Raw genomic sequence first — 13,251 nt, forward strand, 5'->3', positions numbered from 1 at the left:
CATGGCGAGGGAGGATGCGGGGGCGCGGCTGTCGCCCCGGCTGGGACGGCTCACGCCGCGCGAGCGCTGGCGCCGCGCCCGGCTGCAGGCGTGCTCCTGGCTGCTGACCGGCGTGTACCGGAGCGCGGCGGCGCATCCGGCGGTGTGGCGGTTCACCGCCCGCCACTACCATCCGGCGCTCGACCGGCTGGCCGCCCGCCACGCGCGGGTGGCGTGCGCGTTCGCCGCCGTCGACGTGCCCGCCTACCGCGACTTCGTGCGGCGGGCGGACGCCGCCCGGCCCCGCCGCCTGGCCGACTTCCCCGAGACGACCAAGCGGAACTACGCGAGCGTCTACGACGAGGCCAGCCGGTGCCAGGAGGGGCGGCTGCACCGGCCCGGCGTGATCGTGGACGAGTCGTCCGGTTCCACCGGCAAGCCGTACAACTGGGTGCGCGGCCCGCGCGAGCTGAAGCAGATCCACCGCAACGCCGCCGGGTACATCGAGCTGGTCTTCCCCGGCAGGCGGCTGTTCGTGATCAACGCCTACTCGATGGGCGCGTGGGCCACCGGCACCACCACCGGCGCGGCGATGGCCCGCATCGCGATGGTCAAGAACACCGGCCCGGACCTGGAGAAGATCGTCGACACGCTGGAGCACTTCGGCCCCGGCTTCGACTACGTCGTCGCCGCCTACCCGCCGTTCCTCAAGCACCTGGTGGACCGGCTGGACGCGCTCGGCTTCCCCTGGCGGGAGTACCGGATCCGGGGCATGGTCGGCGGCGAGGGGATGACCGAGGCGCTGCGCGACTACCTGGAGCGGCGCCTGGAGGAGGTCCGCTCCGGTTACGGCGCCAGCGACCTGACGATCGGGATGGGCGCCGAGACCGGGTTCACGGTGTGGCTGCGCAAGCGGCTGGCCGTCGACGCCGAGCTGCGCCGCGAGCTGCTGGGCGAGCACGAGCAGCGACTCCCGATGATCTTCCACTACAACCCGCTGGAGACGTACCTGGAGGTCAACGCGCGCGGCGAGCTGCTGTGCACGATCAACAGCAAGACCTGCCTGCAGCCCAAGCTGCGCTACAACGTCGGCGACGAGGCGCTGCTGCACCCGCTGACCAGGGTCCGGGAGATCATCCGGCGGGACCCGGAGCGGTGGGCCGAGTGCCGCCGCGCCACCGGCGACGAGAGGATGGCGCTGCCGCTGCTGTTCCTGTTCGGGCGGGCCGACAGCACGATCTCCTACATGGGCGCCAACCTCTACCCGCAGGACGTGGAGAACGGCCTGTACGCGGGCAACCCGTACGCCGCCGACATCGCGCGGTTCTGCCTGTCGCTGGAGGAGCTGCCGGACCTGGAGTCGCGTCCCGTCGTCAACATCGAGCTGCGGGAGGGCTCGGATCTGGACGAGACGGCGGTCGCCAGGCTGGCGCGGATCTGCCGCGACGGCGTCCGCGACCACCTGGCCGCGGTGTCCCGCGACTTCGCCGAGTCGCTGAGGGAGGATCCGGCGGCCGGCGACCTGCGGGTGCGGGTGTTCCGGCCGGGCGAGGGCCCGTTCGCGGGCACCGGCAGGCTCAAGAACGTCTACCTGGTCGAGGACGCCCCGGCGGCGGGCGCCGCGCGGCACGCGAGGGCCTGCTGATGCGCACCACCGACTTCAGCAGGGCGCCCCGGCAGGGGCAGGCGACGGCGATGTTCGTCGGCGCCACCCGGTACCGCGGCCCGCTGTCGATCCTCACCCTGAGCCTGACCTGGTTCCGGATGGTCCGCGACATGAAGCGGATGCGCGGCTACTGCTGGCACAAGGTGTACTGGGAGTTCCCGTTCACGCTGGGCACGCTGGCGTTCTTCGAGGACCGCGACGCGCTGCTGCTGTTCGCGCGCAGCCGCCACCACCGCAGGCTGATGCGCTGGGTGACCGACGGCACGAAGAACGCCACCGGCGGCTACATCCGCATCTACAACGCCGAACCGCACGGCTACAGCAACGGCGTGTGGCGCGCCGAGGAGAACGTCATGGCGCACATTCCCGAGTTCACGCCGCTCAGCCACGAGGAGCAGGGCCCGCCGGTCGCCCGTGACGGCCGATGACCTTCACCTTCGAGGCCGTGCGGACGCGACGCGGGCTGCGCGAGTTCACCGAGCTCACACGCCGCCTCCACGGCGGGAACGAACGATTCGTGCCGCCGCTGCGACAGCAGATCCGCGGCTGGTTCCGCGGCGAGGTGCCGGGCGTGCGGCTGTACGTGCTGCGCGACGCGGCGGGCGAGGTCGTGGCGCGCACGACCCTGCACACCGACGCCGCCTTCGACGCCAAGATCGGCCGTCCCGCCCAGCTGTTCGGGCTCACCGAGTTCGTGGACGACGAGCGCGCCGCACGCGCGTTGTTCGACGCGATCCGCGCGGCGGGGGCCAAGGCCGGGAAGGCCACGGCGTTCGGGCCGGTGTCGCTGCTGCCCAACCAGTCCGGCGGCGTCATCACCTCCGGGTTCTCCGAGCGCGGGTTCATCGACAGCGCGTGGAACCCCGCGTACTACCCGCGCGCCTACGAGGCGTACGGGTTCGCCCGGCGGTTCGAGTCCGACACGTGGATCTGCCCGGTCACCGCCGACCCCGACGAGGTGTTCGGCTTCGACGACGCCCGTGCCGCCGCGGAGGACCTGGTGGTGCACCGCGGCTCGCGCAGGCGGTTCCGCGAGCAGCTGCCGATCCTGCGGGAGATGCTGAACGCCTCCTTCGCCCGGCTCGGCTACTACACCGAGATCTCCGCCGAGCAGCTGGACCGGGCCACCGACGGCCTTTCCCACCTGATCGACGAGTCGCTGCTGCTCTACCTGACCAAGGCGGGACGTCCCATCGCGTTCGTGCTGTGCGTGCCGGACATCTCCGAGTTCGTCGCGGGCGTGGACGGCGACCTGAACCTGCCCAACCAGGTGCGGCTGCTGCTGACCCGCTCCCGGCACCGCCGCGACGCCGTCCTGATCGTCAAGGGCACGGTGCCGGACGAGCAGGGACGCGGCTACATGCGGCTGCTGTCCCGGGAGCTGCTGCGCAACCTGCGCGCCGGCGGCTACCGGACGCTGCGCAGCACGTTCGTGGAGCGCGCCAACGCCGGATCGGCCGCGCAGTACGTCGCGATGGGCGGCAGGCCGCTGCACGGCTACACCTTCTACGAGACGGACCTGCGCTACGACACGGACCTGCGCTACGAGACGGACCTGCGCTACGACACGGACCTGCGGTGAACCCCGGCGACCTGCGCGCGCTCGAACCCGACTTCTGGCGGGCGCCCAGCGCGCACAACACCCAGCCGTGGACGCTGCGCTACCGCGACGGCTCCGCCGAGATCGGCTGGGACCCGGCGCACGCGCTTCCCGTGGCCGACCCGACCGGACGCGACCTGCGGCTGGGCCTGGGCGCGTTCACCGAGACGTGCCTGATCGTGTGCGCCGACGCGGGCCTGGCCGTCGGCTTCCGCCCCGACTACGACCAGGCGCGGCGGCGGATCGGTCACCTGGTGGCCGCCGACGAGCCGTACCGCACCCCGTTCGGTGTCGGCGACGTGCGCGCCCGCCGCTCCGGCCGCGTGCCCTACCGGCCCGGGCGGCTCGACGACGCCGCGTTCACGACCGTCGCCGAACTCGCCGAGGCGGCCGGAGCCCGGACGCTGCGGCTGCCCTGCCGCCGGCTGGCCGGGCTGCTGTACGACGCCGACCGGCACATGTTCGGCGACCCCGCCGTGACCCGCGAGCTGCGCGCCTGGCTGCGCCTGACCCCCCGCGATCCCCGCTACGACCGGGACGGCCTCACCGACCGGGCCCTGCGGCTCGGCCGCGCCGAGGCGCTCGGGCTGCGCGCCGTCCTGTCGCCGCGCGCGTACCCGCTGCTGCGGCGCGTCGGCCTGCCGCGCCTGCTCGCGGCGGCCTCGCGGGGCCTGCTCAACTACGACGGCGACGTGCTGGTGCTCGTCGGGCCGGCCGGCTGCCCGCCCGAGGGGCAGGTCGCGATGGGGCGGGTGCTGATGCGGCAGTGGCTGGCGCTGTCCCGCCTCGGCCACACCACCCATCCGCTGAGCCAGATCATCGACGCGCCCGCCACGCGCGCCACACTCGCCCGCCTGCTCGACGTGGACGACCCGGCGCGGCTGCTCAGCATCGTGCGGGTCGGGCGGCCCGCCGAGCCGCCGCCCCGGTCGGCACGCCGCGTTCGCTGAACCGCGGGCCCCGGCAGGAATCAGGCCGGGGGCGCGGTGACGGCGCGGCCCGTGCGCAGGGCCGAGGCGATGCTGGCGCGCAGGGCGTGTTCGGCGCGGCGGGCGTCGTCGGCCAGCCGCCTGATCTCCTCGCGGGCCAGGTCGTGGCCGACGGTGCGGGCCAGCAGGTCCTGGTAGCGGGCGTTCTGCTCGGGCAGCCGCCGCAGCACCCGCCACTCATGGAAGGCGTCGTCGGCCTCCCGGGCCCGCTGGGCGTACTCCTCCAGCGCCTCGATCCGCTCGGTGATCGCCCGCACCGACAGCTCCAGGGCGCGGTGCTGCGGCTCCAGCAGCTCGCGGACGGACTCGGTCAGCCGCTCGGGCTGCTGGGCGCGGCGCTCACGGCGCAGCCGGGTGTGCTCGGCCAGTGCGCAGGCGACCGCCCACTCCTGGCGCGGCAGCACCACCGCGTTGTTGACGTCGTCGAGCAGCCCGGCGCTGTGCGCCTTGGACCCCAGGATCGTGTCGATCGCCCGCTGGGCCCGCACCAGCAGCCGGGCGGCGGGCCGGTCGAAGTCGGCGGGCAGCAGGTAGCGGCCGTGGTGCGCGCGGGCCGCCCGGGACGCGTCGGGCTCGCGCAGGTGCCGCACCGCGCCGGCCGCCCAGGCGACGAAGCTGACGGCCGCCAGCGCCACCGCGGCCCTGCCCATGCCGAGCAGGATCAGCACGACCTGCACGGCGGGGGTGAGCATCATCGCGGCCACCGCCGCGCGGCCCCACCGGAACACCCCGCCCATCAGGTCGTCCTCGTCCAGCGAGGCCAGGAAGAACAGCCGCAGCCAGCCGCCGGGCAGCACGCCGTAGAAGAACGCGAACACCGGGATCCAGACCGACCGGGCCGCGATCGTGGCGGCGCTCGCGCGCGGCGGGGACGGGGCGGGCAGGCTCGCCGCGGTCAGCCGTTCCGGCGCCGCCGCCAGCAGCGCCCGGTCGCCGCTGGGGATGGCCGGGTCGAAGACGGGACGGGGACATTTATCGTCGGTCATGGGCACTCCCGGCGGGTAGGGAAAACCGTAAAACCGATGCCCTGTCGTCCCTGTCACGTGTGACGGGACTTACTCCAGAATGCCAAAGAGACCCCGCCCGATGGCACCCCCCTCATCGCCCCCCTCGCCGGCCCCTCGCGGCCCCGGCGCGGCGTGACCCCGAGTGGCGGACGGGAGATCGGGGATATGGAGGATCTCCGGGAGCCCCGTACGGGAGGGAGGTTCGGTGGACCTGGCGCTCGGGCTGCCGGCCGTCGTGGCGCTGACCGCCGCGACCGGGTACTTCGTGGCCCAGGAGTTCGTCTTCGTCACCGCGGACCGCCCCGCGCTGGAGGCGCTGGCGGCGCGGGGCGACCGGCGCGCGGCCCGCGCCGTGCGGGTGATGGAGCGGCTGTCGTTCATGCTGTCCGGCGCCCAGCTCGGCATCACCGTGACCGCCCTGGTCGTGGGGTTCATCGCCAAGCCGGCGCTGGCCGACCTGATCGCCCCGGCGCTGACGGCGGCCGGGGTGCCGACGGGCGCGGTCGGCGGGATCGCCGTGGCCCTCGGCTTCCTGCTCGCCACGGTGATCCAGATGGTGCTGGGCGAGCTGTTCCCCAAGAACCTGGCGCTGGCCAGGGCCGACACGATGGCCCGCGCGCTGGCCTCCTCCACCCTGGTCTACCTGGCGGTGGCGGCGCCGCTGATCCGGCTGTTCGACGCCTCGGCCAACCGGCTGCTGCGCGCGGCCGGCATCGAGCCGGTGGAGGAGCTGCACCACGGCGCCACGCTGGAGGAGCTCGGCCACATCATCGGCGAGTCCGGCGAGCAGCTGGAGGAGGAGCACGCCGACCTGCTGGAACGGGCGCTGGCGTTCCCCGACCGCACCGCCGGGGAGGTGATGGTGCCGCGGGTGGACGTGGTGACCGTCCCGGGCGACACGCCGGTCGCCCGGATGGCCGAGGTGATCGCCGGGGCCGGGCACAGCCGCTACCCGGTGGTCGGCGACAGCGTCGACGACGTGCTGGGCGTGGTCGGCCTGGAGGAGCTGGTGCGGCTGCCTCCCGACGCGCGCACCCCCGTGCGGGACGTCGCGCGGCCCGTTTTGATGCTGCCGAGCACGCTGCCGCTGCCGGACGTGGTGGTGCGCCTGCAGGCGAGTGGGACGGCTGTGGCGTTCGTGATCGACGAGTACGGCGGTTTCGCGGGCCTGATCACCTGGGAGGACGTGGCCGAGGAGCTGGTCGGGGAGATCGCCGACGAGCTGGAGGCGGCCGGCGTCCCGGCGCAGCGGCGCGGCCAGTGGTGGATCACCGACGCGGGGCTGCGGGTGGACGAGGTGGCGCACGAGACCGGCATCGCGCTGCCCGAGGGCGACTACGAGACGGTGGCCGGGCTGCTGCTGCGGCGCCTGGGCCGGGTCGCCGAGCCGGGCGACGTCGTCACCGTGGACCTGCCGCCGACCCGCCTGGACGAGCCGCCGCGCCGGGCGGTGGTGGAGGTGGTGACGGTGCACCGGCACGTCCCCGAGACGATACGGATCCGGGTGACGGCCGCGGTGCCGGAGAGCGAGGAGAGGGGGGCGGAGTGAACCTGTCCACGGGCCTTGCGGTGACGGTGGGGCTGCTGGCGGGCAACGGGTTCTTCGTCGCCTCGGAGTTCGCGCTGGTGGCGGCCAGGCGGCCGCGGCTGGAGCGGGCCGCGGCGCGCGGCAGCCGGGCCGCCGCGTCGGCGGTGGCGGGCATCCGCGAGCTGTCGCTGATGCTGGCCGGGGCGCAGCTGGGCATCACCATGTGCTCGCTGGGGCTGGGCCTGGTGTCCGAGCCGGTGATCGCGCACACGCTGACACCGCTCGCGCACGCGGCCGGGCTGCCGGCCGCGGCCGCGCACGCCGTGGCGTTCGTGCTCGCGCTCGGCCTGGTGACGTTCCTGCACATGGTGCTGGGCGAGATGGCGCCCAAGTCGTGGGCGATCACGCGTCCGGAGCGGTCGGCGATGCTGCTGGCACCGCCGTTCCGGGCGTTCTCGGCGGTGACCCGGCCGGTGCTGGCGGTGCTGAACGCCGCCACCAACCTGCTGCTGCGCCTGGTCGGCGTCCCGCCGCGCGACACCGCGAGCGTGTCGCGCACGCCCGAGCAGCTGCGCAGCCTGGTGGTGGAGTCGCGGCGGCTGGGGCTGATCGGGGAGACGGACCTGCGGCTGCTCACCGCCGCGCTGGACGCGCCGCGCGCCCCGCTGGCGGGCCTGGTGATGCCGGTCGGCGACATCGTCGCGGTGCCCGCCGCCGCCACCCCGCGGGAGATCGTCGACACCGCCGCCCGGCACGGCCTGATCCGCCTCATGGTGCGGGGCCCCGGCCGGGGCGGCGCCGCGCGCATGGTGCACGTGCGGGACGCGTACGTGGCGCGGGCCCGGGGCGCCCGGACGACGGCGGGCGAGCTGGCCCACCCGGTGCCCGCCCTGCCGATCGCCACCCCGGTCGCCGAGGCGGTGGCGGCGCTGCGCGCCCACCACAGCCAGCTCGGCCTGGTCCTGGCCCCCGACGGCCGCCCCGCCGGGTTGATCAACCTTGACGATCTGCTGACCACGCTGCTCACCCCCGCCTGATCGGCGTGCCCACCCGGGCGCTGTCAACATGGGTTGACATCGCCATGCTGTCAACCTACATTGACACCATGGACGACGGAGTGACGCTCGCCAAGGAGGCGGGCAGCCAGGACCCGGCCGTCGGTCTGCGGGCCGTGCGCGCGCTGCGCGAACTGGCCGAACGACTGGAGGCGCTGCAGGTGGCCAACGCCCGCGAGCGGGGCTGGTCCTGGCAGGAGATCGCAGTGTGCCTGGGGGTCAGCCGCCAGGCGGTCCACAAGAAGCACGGCGGCGGCCGGCGGATCCTGACGAAGGAGCGATGAGGCGATGTTCGAGCGGTTCACCAAGGACGCCCGGGCGGTGGTGGTGCTGGCGCAGGAGGAGGCGGCGCGGGAACTGGGCCACCGGCACATCGGCCCGGAACACCTGCTGCTCGCCCTCGTCCAGGACGCCGGCCCGGCGGGCCGGGCGTTGCGGGGGCACGGGCTGGAGGCCCACGACCTGCGGACCCGGCTGGCCCGCACCACGGCCGGCGGGGACCCTCTCGACCCCGAGGCGCTGCTGTCCATCGGCATCGACCTGGACGCGGTGCGCCAGGCCGCCGAGGAGTCCTTCGGCGCCGGCGCCCTGGACGCCCCGCCCGGCCGGTGGCGCCCGGGCAGGCGCTCGCACGTGCCGTTCACCAAGGGCGCCAAGAAGTCCCTGGAACTGAGCCTGCGGCACGCGCTCAGGCTCAAGCACAAGAGCATCGGCACCGGCCACATCCTGCTGGGCGTGCTGCACGACGAGGACAACCCCGCCGTGTCGATCCTGAAGATCTCCGGCGTGGACGTGGACGCCCTGCGCGCCGACGTGACGCGGCTGATCACCAGCGAGGCCGCCTGACCTGGGCCGGCGTCCCGCCCCCGGCCGGGGGCGGGACGCATGGGCGGGGCGCTGCGGGGTACGGCGCGGAGAACCTGACCGCCGACAGCGCAAGGAGGCGATCATGCGGGTCGTCGTCGTGGGAGCCACGGGCAACGTGGGCACCAGCACCGCCCAGGCGCTGGCCGCCGACGTGCGGATCACCTCGATCCTGGGGATCGCCCGCCGCCGTCCCCGGCTGCGGATCGACAAGACCGAGTGGGCGCGGGCCGACGTCACCGACGCCGACCTGACGAGCCTGTTCCGGGGCGCGGACGCCGTCGTCCACCTGGCCTGGCTGTTCCAGCCCACGCACACGCCGACGATCACCTGGCGGGCCAACGTGGTGGGCAGCGCCCGCGTGTTCCAGGCGGTGGCCGACGCGGGCGTGCCCGCGCTGGTGTACGCCTCGTCCGTCGGCGCCTACTCCCCCGGGCCCGACGACCGTCCCGTGGACGAGTCGTGGCCCACGCACAGCTGGCCCACCGCCGCCTACGGCCGGGAGAAGGCCTACGTGGAACGGCTGCTGGACGCCTTCGAGGCCGAGCATCCCGGCTGCCGGGTGGTGCGCATGCGCCCCGGGTTCATCTTCAAGCGGGAGTCGGCGTCCGGCCAGCGGCGGCTGTTCGCCGGGCCGCTCCTGCCGAACCCGCTGGTGCGGCCGGGCCTGATCCCGGTGGTGCCGGACGTGCCCGGGCTGCGGTTCCAGGCGCTGCACACCGACGACGTCGCGCAGGCGTACCGGCTGGCGGTCACCGAGGACGTGCGGGGCCCGTTCAACCTGGCCGCCGACCCGGTGATCGGCCCGGACGAGCTGGCGCAACTGCTGCACGCGCGCAAGGTCCGCCTGCCCGCGCGCGGGGCCAAGGCCGCGCTGACCGTCGCGTGGGAGCTCGGCCTGGTGCCGGCCTCGCCGCAGCTGCTCGACCTGGCCCTGCACCTGCCGGTCATGGACATCACCCGGGCCCGCACCGAGCTCGGGTGGATGCCCCGGTACAGCGCGATGGACGCGCTGCGCGAGTTCCTCGACGGGCTGCGCAGCGGCGCGGGCATGGACACTCCCCCGCTGTCGCCCGAGACCGGCGGCCCGATGCGCCTGCGCGAGCTGGTGACCGGGGTGGGCCGGCGCCCCTAACGGCGTCCGGCCCAGTCCGCGGCCGGGTCCGCGGTCAGGTGCACGGCAGGGTGCGAGGCCGGGGGCGCGGTCAGGCGCGGGGCGCGACGGTGAAGCGGCGCAGCTCCAGCGCCGGGTTCGTCGCACGGACCGCGGCGATGCGCTCGGCCGACACCGGGGCGACCGCCGTCCCGGTGCCCTCGCCCAGCGACGCCACGACCACGCCCATCGGGTCGACGATCATGCTGTTGCCGGCGCCGGTCGGGGCGTGCTGGTCGGCCGCGGCCACGTAGATGGTGTTCTCGATGGCGCGGGCGCGCACCAGGGTGCGCCAGTGGTCCTCCTTGAGCGGGCCCGGCACCCAGTCGGCGGGCAGCGCCAGCACGTCCACGCCCGCGTCCACCAGCCGCCGCGTCACCTCCGGGAAGCGCACGTCGTAGCAGGTCTGCAGGCCGAACCGCAGGCCGTCGACGGTGAACGTCTCCGGCTCGGCGATCTCGCCGGGACGGATCACGTCCGACTCGCGCATGCCGAACGCGTCGTACAGGTGGATCTTGCGGTAGGTCGCGGCGATCTTCCCGTCCGGGCCGACGGCCAGCAGCGTGTTGGAGATGCGGCCGGGGTCGTCGGTGCGCTCGTTCATCCCGGCGACGACGTGCACGCCGTGCCGCCGGGCCACCTCGGCCAGCCCGGCGGTGAACGGGCCGTCCAGGTCCTCGGCGGACGCGACGAACCGCTCGTCCATGCGCGGCGCGGTGAACATCGAGTACTCGGGCAGCACCACCACCCGGGCGCCCCGGGCCGCCGCCTCCTCGACCAGCTTGCGCAGGCCCGCCAGGTTCTGCTCCTTGTCGACCCCGGGCGCGAACTGCGCGACGGCCACCTGGACCATGGAACCCCTCCCAGATCAGAGCCGGTTGACGCCGGTGACGCGGACGACCGCCTCACCCGCCTCGTCCGAGCCTGTCAGATCCACCTCGGCGCTGATACCCCAGTCGTGGTCGCCCGCCGGGTCGTCGAAGACCTGCCGGACCCGCCACAGGGCCTCCTCCGGCACCTCCTCGATCATCAGCAGCTTGGGGCCGCGCGCGTCGGGGCCGGTGAGCAGGTCGTCGTGCTCGTCCCAGTACGCCTCCATCGCCTCGGCCCACCCGTCGGCGCCCAGCTCCGGGTCCAGCTCGCCCAGCTCGTCGTACCGCTCCAGCGCGGCCAGCTCCACCCGGCGGAACATCGCGTTGCGCACCAGCACCCGGAACGCCCGGGCGTTGGCGGTGACCTTGGTGACCTTCTCCTCGATCGGCTCCTGGACGGGCCCGTCCTCGGGATGGGCGAGCTGCTCCCACTCGTCCAGCAGGCTGGAGTCGACCTGGCGGACCAGCTCGCCCAGCCAGGCGATGAGGTCCATCAGCTCGTCGGTCTTGAACGTCTCGGGGACGGTCTGCTGCAGCGCCTTGTAGGCGCCCGACAGGTAGCGCAGCAGCAGCCCCTCCGCCCGGGCCAGCTCGTAGTGGGAGATGTACTCGGTGAACGTCATCGCCCGCTCGTACATGTCCCGCACGATCGACTTGGGGCTGAGCGGATGGTCGCCGACCCACGGGTGCCCGGCCCGGTAGGTCTCGTACGCCGCCGCCAGCTCCTCCTCCAGGGGCTTGGGATAGGTGACGTCCTGGAGCAGCTCCATCCGCTCCTCGTACTCGATGCCCTCGGCCTTCATCTCGGCGACGGCCTCGCCGCGGGCCTTGTTCTCCTGCGCGGCAAGGATCTGCCGCGGGTCGTCCAGCGTCGCCTCGATCACCGACAGCACGTCCAGCGCGTACGTGGGCGAGGAGGGGTCCAGGATCTCGAACGCGGCCAGCGCGAACGTCGACAGCGCCTGGTTGAGGGCGAAGTCCTCCTGCAGGTCGACGGTGATGCGCGCGTAGCGGCCCTGCTCGTCGGGCTCGTCCAGCACCTCCACGATCCCGCCCGCCAGCAGCGACCGGTAGATCGCGATGGCGCGGGAGATGTGCCGGCGCTGCGCGGCCCGGTCCTCGTGGTTGTCGGTGAGCAGCTTCTTCATCGCCTGGAACGCGTTGCCCGGACGGGCGATCACCGACAGCAGCATGGCGTGGCTGACCTGGAACCGGGACCGCAGCATCTCCGGCTCGGCGGACTGCAGCTTGCGGAAGGTGTCCTCGTCCCAGCCGACGAACCCCTCCGGGGGCTTCTTGCGCTGCACCTTGCGCCGCTTCTTGGGGTCGTCGCCCGCCTTGGCCAGCGCCTTCTCGTTCTCGACGACGTGGTCGGGGGCCTGCGCCACCACGTACCCGACGGTGTCGAACCCGGCGCGCCCGGCCCGTCCGGCGATCTGGTGGAACTCGCGGGCCCGCAGGCGGCGCACCCGGTGCCCGTCGTACTTGCTCAGCGCCGTGAACACCACCGTGCGGATCGGCACGTTCACGCCGACGCCGAGGGTGTCCGTCCCGCAGATCACCTTGAGCAGCCCCGCCTGCGCCAGCCGCTCCACCAGCCGCCGGTACTTGGGCAGCATCCCGGCGTGGTGCACGCCGATGCCGTGCCGCACGAACCGCGACAGGTTGCGGCCGAACTTGGTGGTGAACCGGAAGTTGCCGATCATCTCGGCGATCTGCTGCTTCTCCGCCTTGGAGCACACGTTGACGCTCATCAGCGCCTGCGCCCGCTCGATCGCCGCGGCCTGGGTGAAGTGCACCAGGTAGATCGGGGCCTTCTGCTCGCCCAGCAGCTCCTCGATCGTCTCGTGCAGCGGGGTGGTGCGGTAGTCGTAGATCAGCGGGACGGGCCGCTCGGCCGACGACACCAGCGCGGTCTCCCGTCCGGTGCGCCGGGTCAGGTCCTTCTGGAAGAACGACACGTCGCCGAGCGTCGCCGACATCAGCAGGAACTGCGCCTGCGGCAGCTCCAGCAGCGGGATCTGCCACGCCCAGCCGCGCTCGGGCTCGGCGTAGAAGTGGAACTCGTCCATCACCACGAGGCCGATGTCGGCGTCGGCGCCGTCGCGCAGGGCGATGTTGGCCAGCACCTCGGCGGTGCAGCAGATGATCGGCGCGTCGGCGTTGACGCTGGCGTCGCCGGTCATCATGCCGACGTTCTCCCGGCCGAACATCTCGCACAGGTCGAAGAACTTCTCCGACACCAGCGCCTTGATCGGCGCGGTGTAGAAGCCCACCTGGTCGCGTGCCAGGCTCGCGAACAGCGCCCCCGCCGCCACCAGGCTCTTGCCCGATCCGGTCGGTGTGGCCAGGATCACGTTGGCGCCGGAGACCACCTCGATCAGCGCCTCCTCCTGCGCGGGATACAGGGTGATCCCGCGTCCCGACACCCATCGTCCGAACGCCTCGAACAGCGAGTCGGGGTCGACGTCGGTACCGGAGGGAAGATGATCGATGAGGTTCACGCCTTCCATCCTGCCCGTGTCCGCCGGGTGCCCG

The 13,251-nt window shown here is 73.7% G+C and carries 12 protein-coding genes; 9 read left to right on the plus strand and 3 right to left on the minus strand.

All coding sequences use genetic code 11. The annotated features are described in order from the left end of the window. Position 1: 1 nt before the first annotated feature. From ABZ801_RS05505 to ABZ801_RS05520, 4 genes are read left to right on the plus strand one after another with little or no spacing between them, the layout of a single operon-like run. Complete coding sequence (locus ABZ801_RS05505) at positions 2-1,624, plus strand: phenylacetate--CoA ligase family protein (protein WP_360693238.1); 1,623 nt, start codon at positions 2-4, stop codon at positions 1,622-1,624. Beyond that, positions 1,624-2,073 carry a DUF4188 domain-containing protein gene (locus ABZ801_RS05510; protein WP_344951817.1) on the plus strand — a complete coding sequence of 150 codons (450 nt, stop codon included), beginning with the start codon at positions 1,624-1,626 and terminating at the stop codon, positions 2,071-2,073. The genes ABZ801_RS05505 and ABZ801_RS05510 overlap by 1 nt, the downstream gene beginning before the upstream one ends. After that, a complete protein-coding gene (locus tag ABZ801_RS05515) occupies positions 2,070-3,227 on the plus strand; it encodes a hypothetical protein (RefSeq protein WP_360693241.1) in 1,158 nt (385 codons plus the stop codon). Before ABZ801_RS05510 ends, ABZ801_RS05515 begins: the two co-directional genes overlap by 4 nt. Next, the gene (locus ABZ801_RS05520) at positions 3,224-4,195 is read left to right on the plus strand and encodes a hypothetical protein (protein WP_360693244.1); all 972 of its coding nucleotides are present in this window, start codon (positions 3,224-3,226) and stop codon (positions 4,193-4,195) included. Before ABZ801_RS05515 ends, ABZ801_RS05520 begins: the two co-directional genes overlap by 4 nt. Positions 4,196-4,215: 20 nt before the next feature. Here ABZ801_RS05520 and ABZ801_RS05525 read toward each other — a convergent pair whose 3' ends face one another. Further along, positions 4,216-5,220 carry a hypothetical protein gene (locus ABZ801_RS05525; protein ID WP_344951825.1) on the minus strand — a complete coding sequence of 335 codons (1,005 nt, stop codon included), beginning with the start codon at positions 5,218-5,220 and terminating at the stop codon, positions 4,216-4,218. Positions 5,221-5,446: 226 nt separating this feature from the next. Here ABZ801_RS05525 and ABZ801_RS05530 point away from each other — a divergent pair, with 226 nt between their 5' ends. The 5 genes from ABZ801_RS05530 (at position 5,447) to ABZ801_RS05550 (ending at position 9,823) form a co-directional block, all read left to right on the plus strand. Further along, positions 5,447-6,790, plus strand: a complete 1,344-nt coding sequence (locus tag ABZ801_RS05530) for a hemolysin family protein (RefSeq protein ID WP_360693247.1) — start codon at positions 5,447-5,449, stop codon at positions 6,788-6,790. Then, a complete protein-coding gene (locus ABZ801_RS05535) occupies positions 6,787-7,806 on the plus strand; it encodes a CNNM domain-containing protein (protein ID WP_360693250.1) in 1,020 nt (339 codons plus the stop codon). The genes ABZ801_RS05530 and ABZ801_RS05535 overlap by 4 nt, the downstream gene beginning before the upstream one ends. Positions 7,807-7,874: 68 nt before the next feature. Then, complete coding sequence (locus ABZ801_RS05540; RefSeq protein ID WP_344951833.1) at positions 7,875-8,108, plus strand: helix-turn-helix domain-containing protein; 234 nt, start codon at positions 7,875-7,877, stop codon at positions 8,106-8,108. A 4-nt stretch (positions 8,109-8,112) separates the two neighbouring features. Next, positions 8,113-8,670: a Clp protease N-terminal domain-containing protein gene (locus tag ABZ801_RS05545; protein ID WP_360693254.1), complete on the plus strand. Its 558-nt coding sequence runs from the start codon at positions 8,113-8,115 to the stop codon at positions 8,668-8,670. Positions 8,671-8,773: 103 nt separating this feature from the next. Continuing rightward, positions 8,774-9,823, plus strand: a complete 1,050-nt coding sequence (locus tag ABZ801_RS05550) for an NAD-dependent epimerase/dehydratase family protein (protein ID WP_344951839.1) — start codon at positions 8,774-8,776, stop codon at positions 9,821-9,823. A 70-nt stretch (positions 9,824-9,893) separates the two neighbouring features. On the opposite strand, the gene ABZ801_RS05555 is transcribed toward ABZ801_RS05550, so the two are convergent. Together ABZ801_RS05555 and ABZ801_RS05560 are read right to left on the minus strand one after the other, a co-directional pair. Next, on the minus strand, positions 9,894-10,694 hold the full coding sequence (locus ABZ801_RS05555; protein WP_360693258.1) for a carbon-nitrogen hydrolase family protein: 801 nt from the start codon (positions 10,692-10,694) through the stop codon (positions 9,894-9,896). 15 nt (positions 10,695-10,709) lie between these two features. After that, a complete protein-coding gene (locus ABZ801_RS05560) occupies positions 10,710-13,226 on the minus strand; it encodes a DUF3516 domain-containing protein (protein WP_344951845.1) in 2,517 nt (838 codons plus the stop codon). Positions 13,227-13,251: the final 25 nt, after the last annotated feature.

This window comes from Actinomadura sp. NPDC047616, assembly GCF_040642915.1.
GTDB lineage: Bacteria > Actinomycetota > Actinomycetes > Streptosporangiales > Streptosporangiaceae > Spirillospora > Spirillospora miaoliensis.

Bases quoted from the DNA above. Each gene is read 5' to 3' on its own strand.
- ABZ801_RS05510 (WP_344951817.1), top strand. From the start codon at position 1,624: ATGCGCACCACCGACTTCAGCAGGGCGCCCCGGCAGGGGCAGGCGACG.
- ABZ801_RS05540 (WP_344951833.1), top strand. From the start codon at position 7,875: ATGGACGACGGAGTGACGCTCGCCAAGGAGGCGGGCAGCCAGGACCCG.
- ABZ801_RS05560 (WP_344951845.1), bottom strand. From the start codon at position 13,226: ATGGAAGGCGTGAACCTCATCGATCATCTTCCCTCCGGTACCGACGTC.
- ABZ801_RS05545 (WP_360693254.1), top strand. From the start codon at position 8,113: ATGTTCGAGCGGTTCACCAAGGACGCCCGGGCGGTGGTGGTGCTGGCG.
- ABZ801_RS05505 (WP_360693238.1), top strand. From the start codon at position 2: ATGGCGAGGGAGGATGCGGGGGCGCGGCTGTCGCCCCGGCTGGGACGG.
- ABZ801_RS05525 (WP_344951825.1), bottom strand. From the start codon at position 5,220: ATGACCGACGATAAATGTCCCCGTCCCGTCTTCGACCCGGCCATCCCC.
- ABZ801_RS05550 (WP_344951839.1), top strand. From the start codon at position 8,774: ATGCGGGTCGTCGTCGTGGGAGCCACGGGCAACGTGGGCACCAGCACC.
- ABZ801_RS05515 (WP_360693241.1), top strand. From the start codon at position 2,070: ATGACCTTCACCTTCGAGGCCGTGCGGACGCGACGCGGGCTGCGCGAG.
- ABZ801_RS05555 (WP_360693258.1), bottom strand. From the start codon at position 10,694: ATGGTCCAGGTGGCCGTCGCGCAGTTCGCGCCCGGGGTCGACAAGGAG.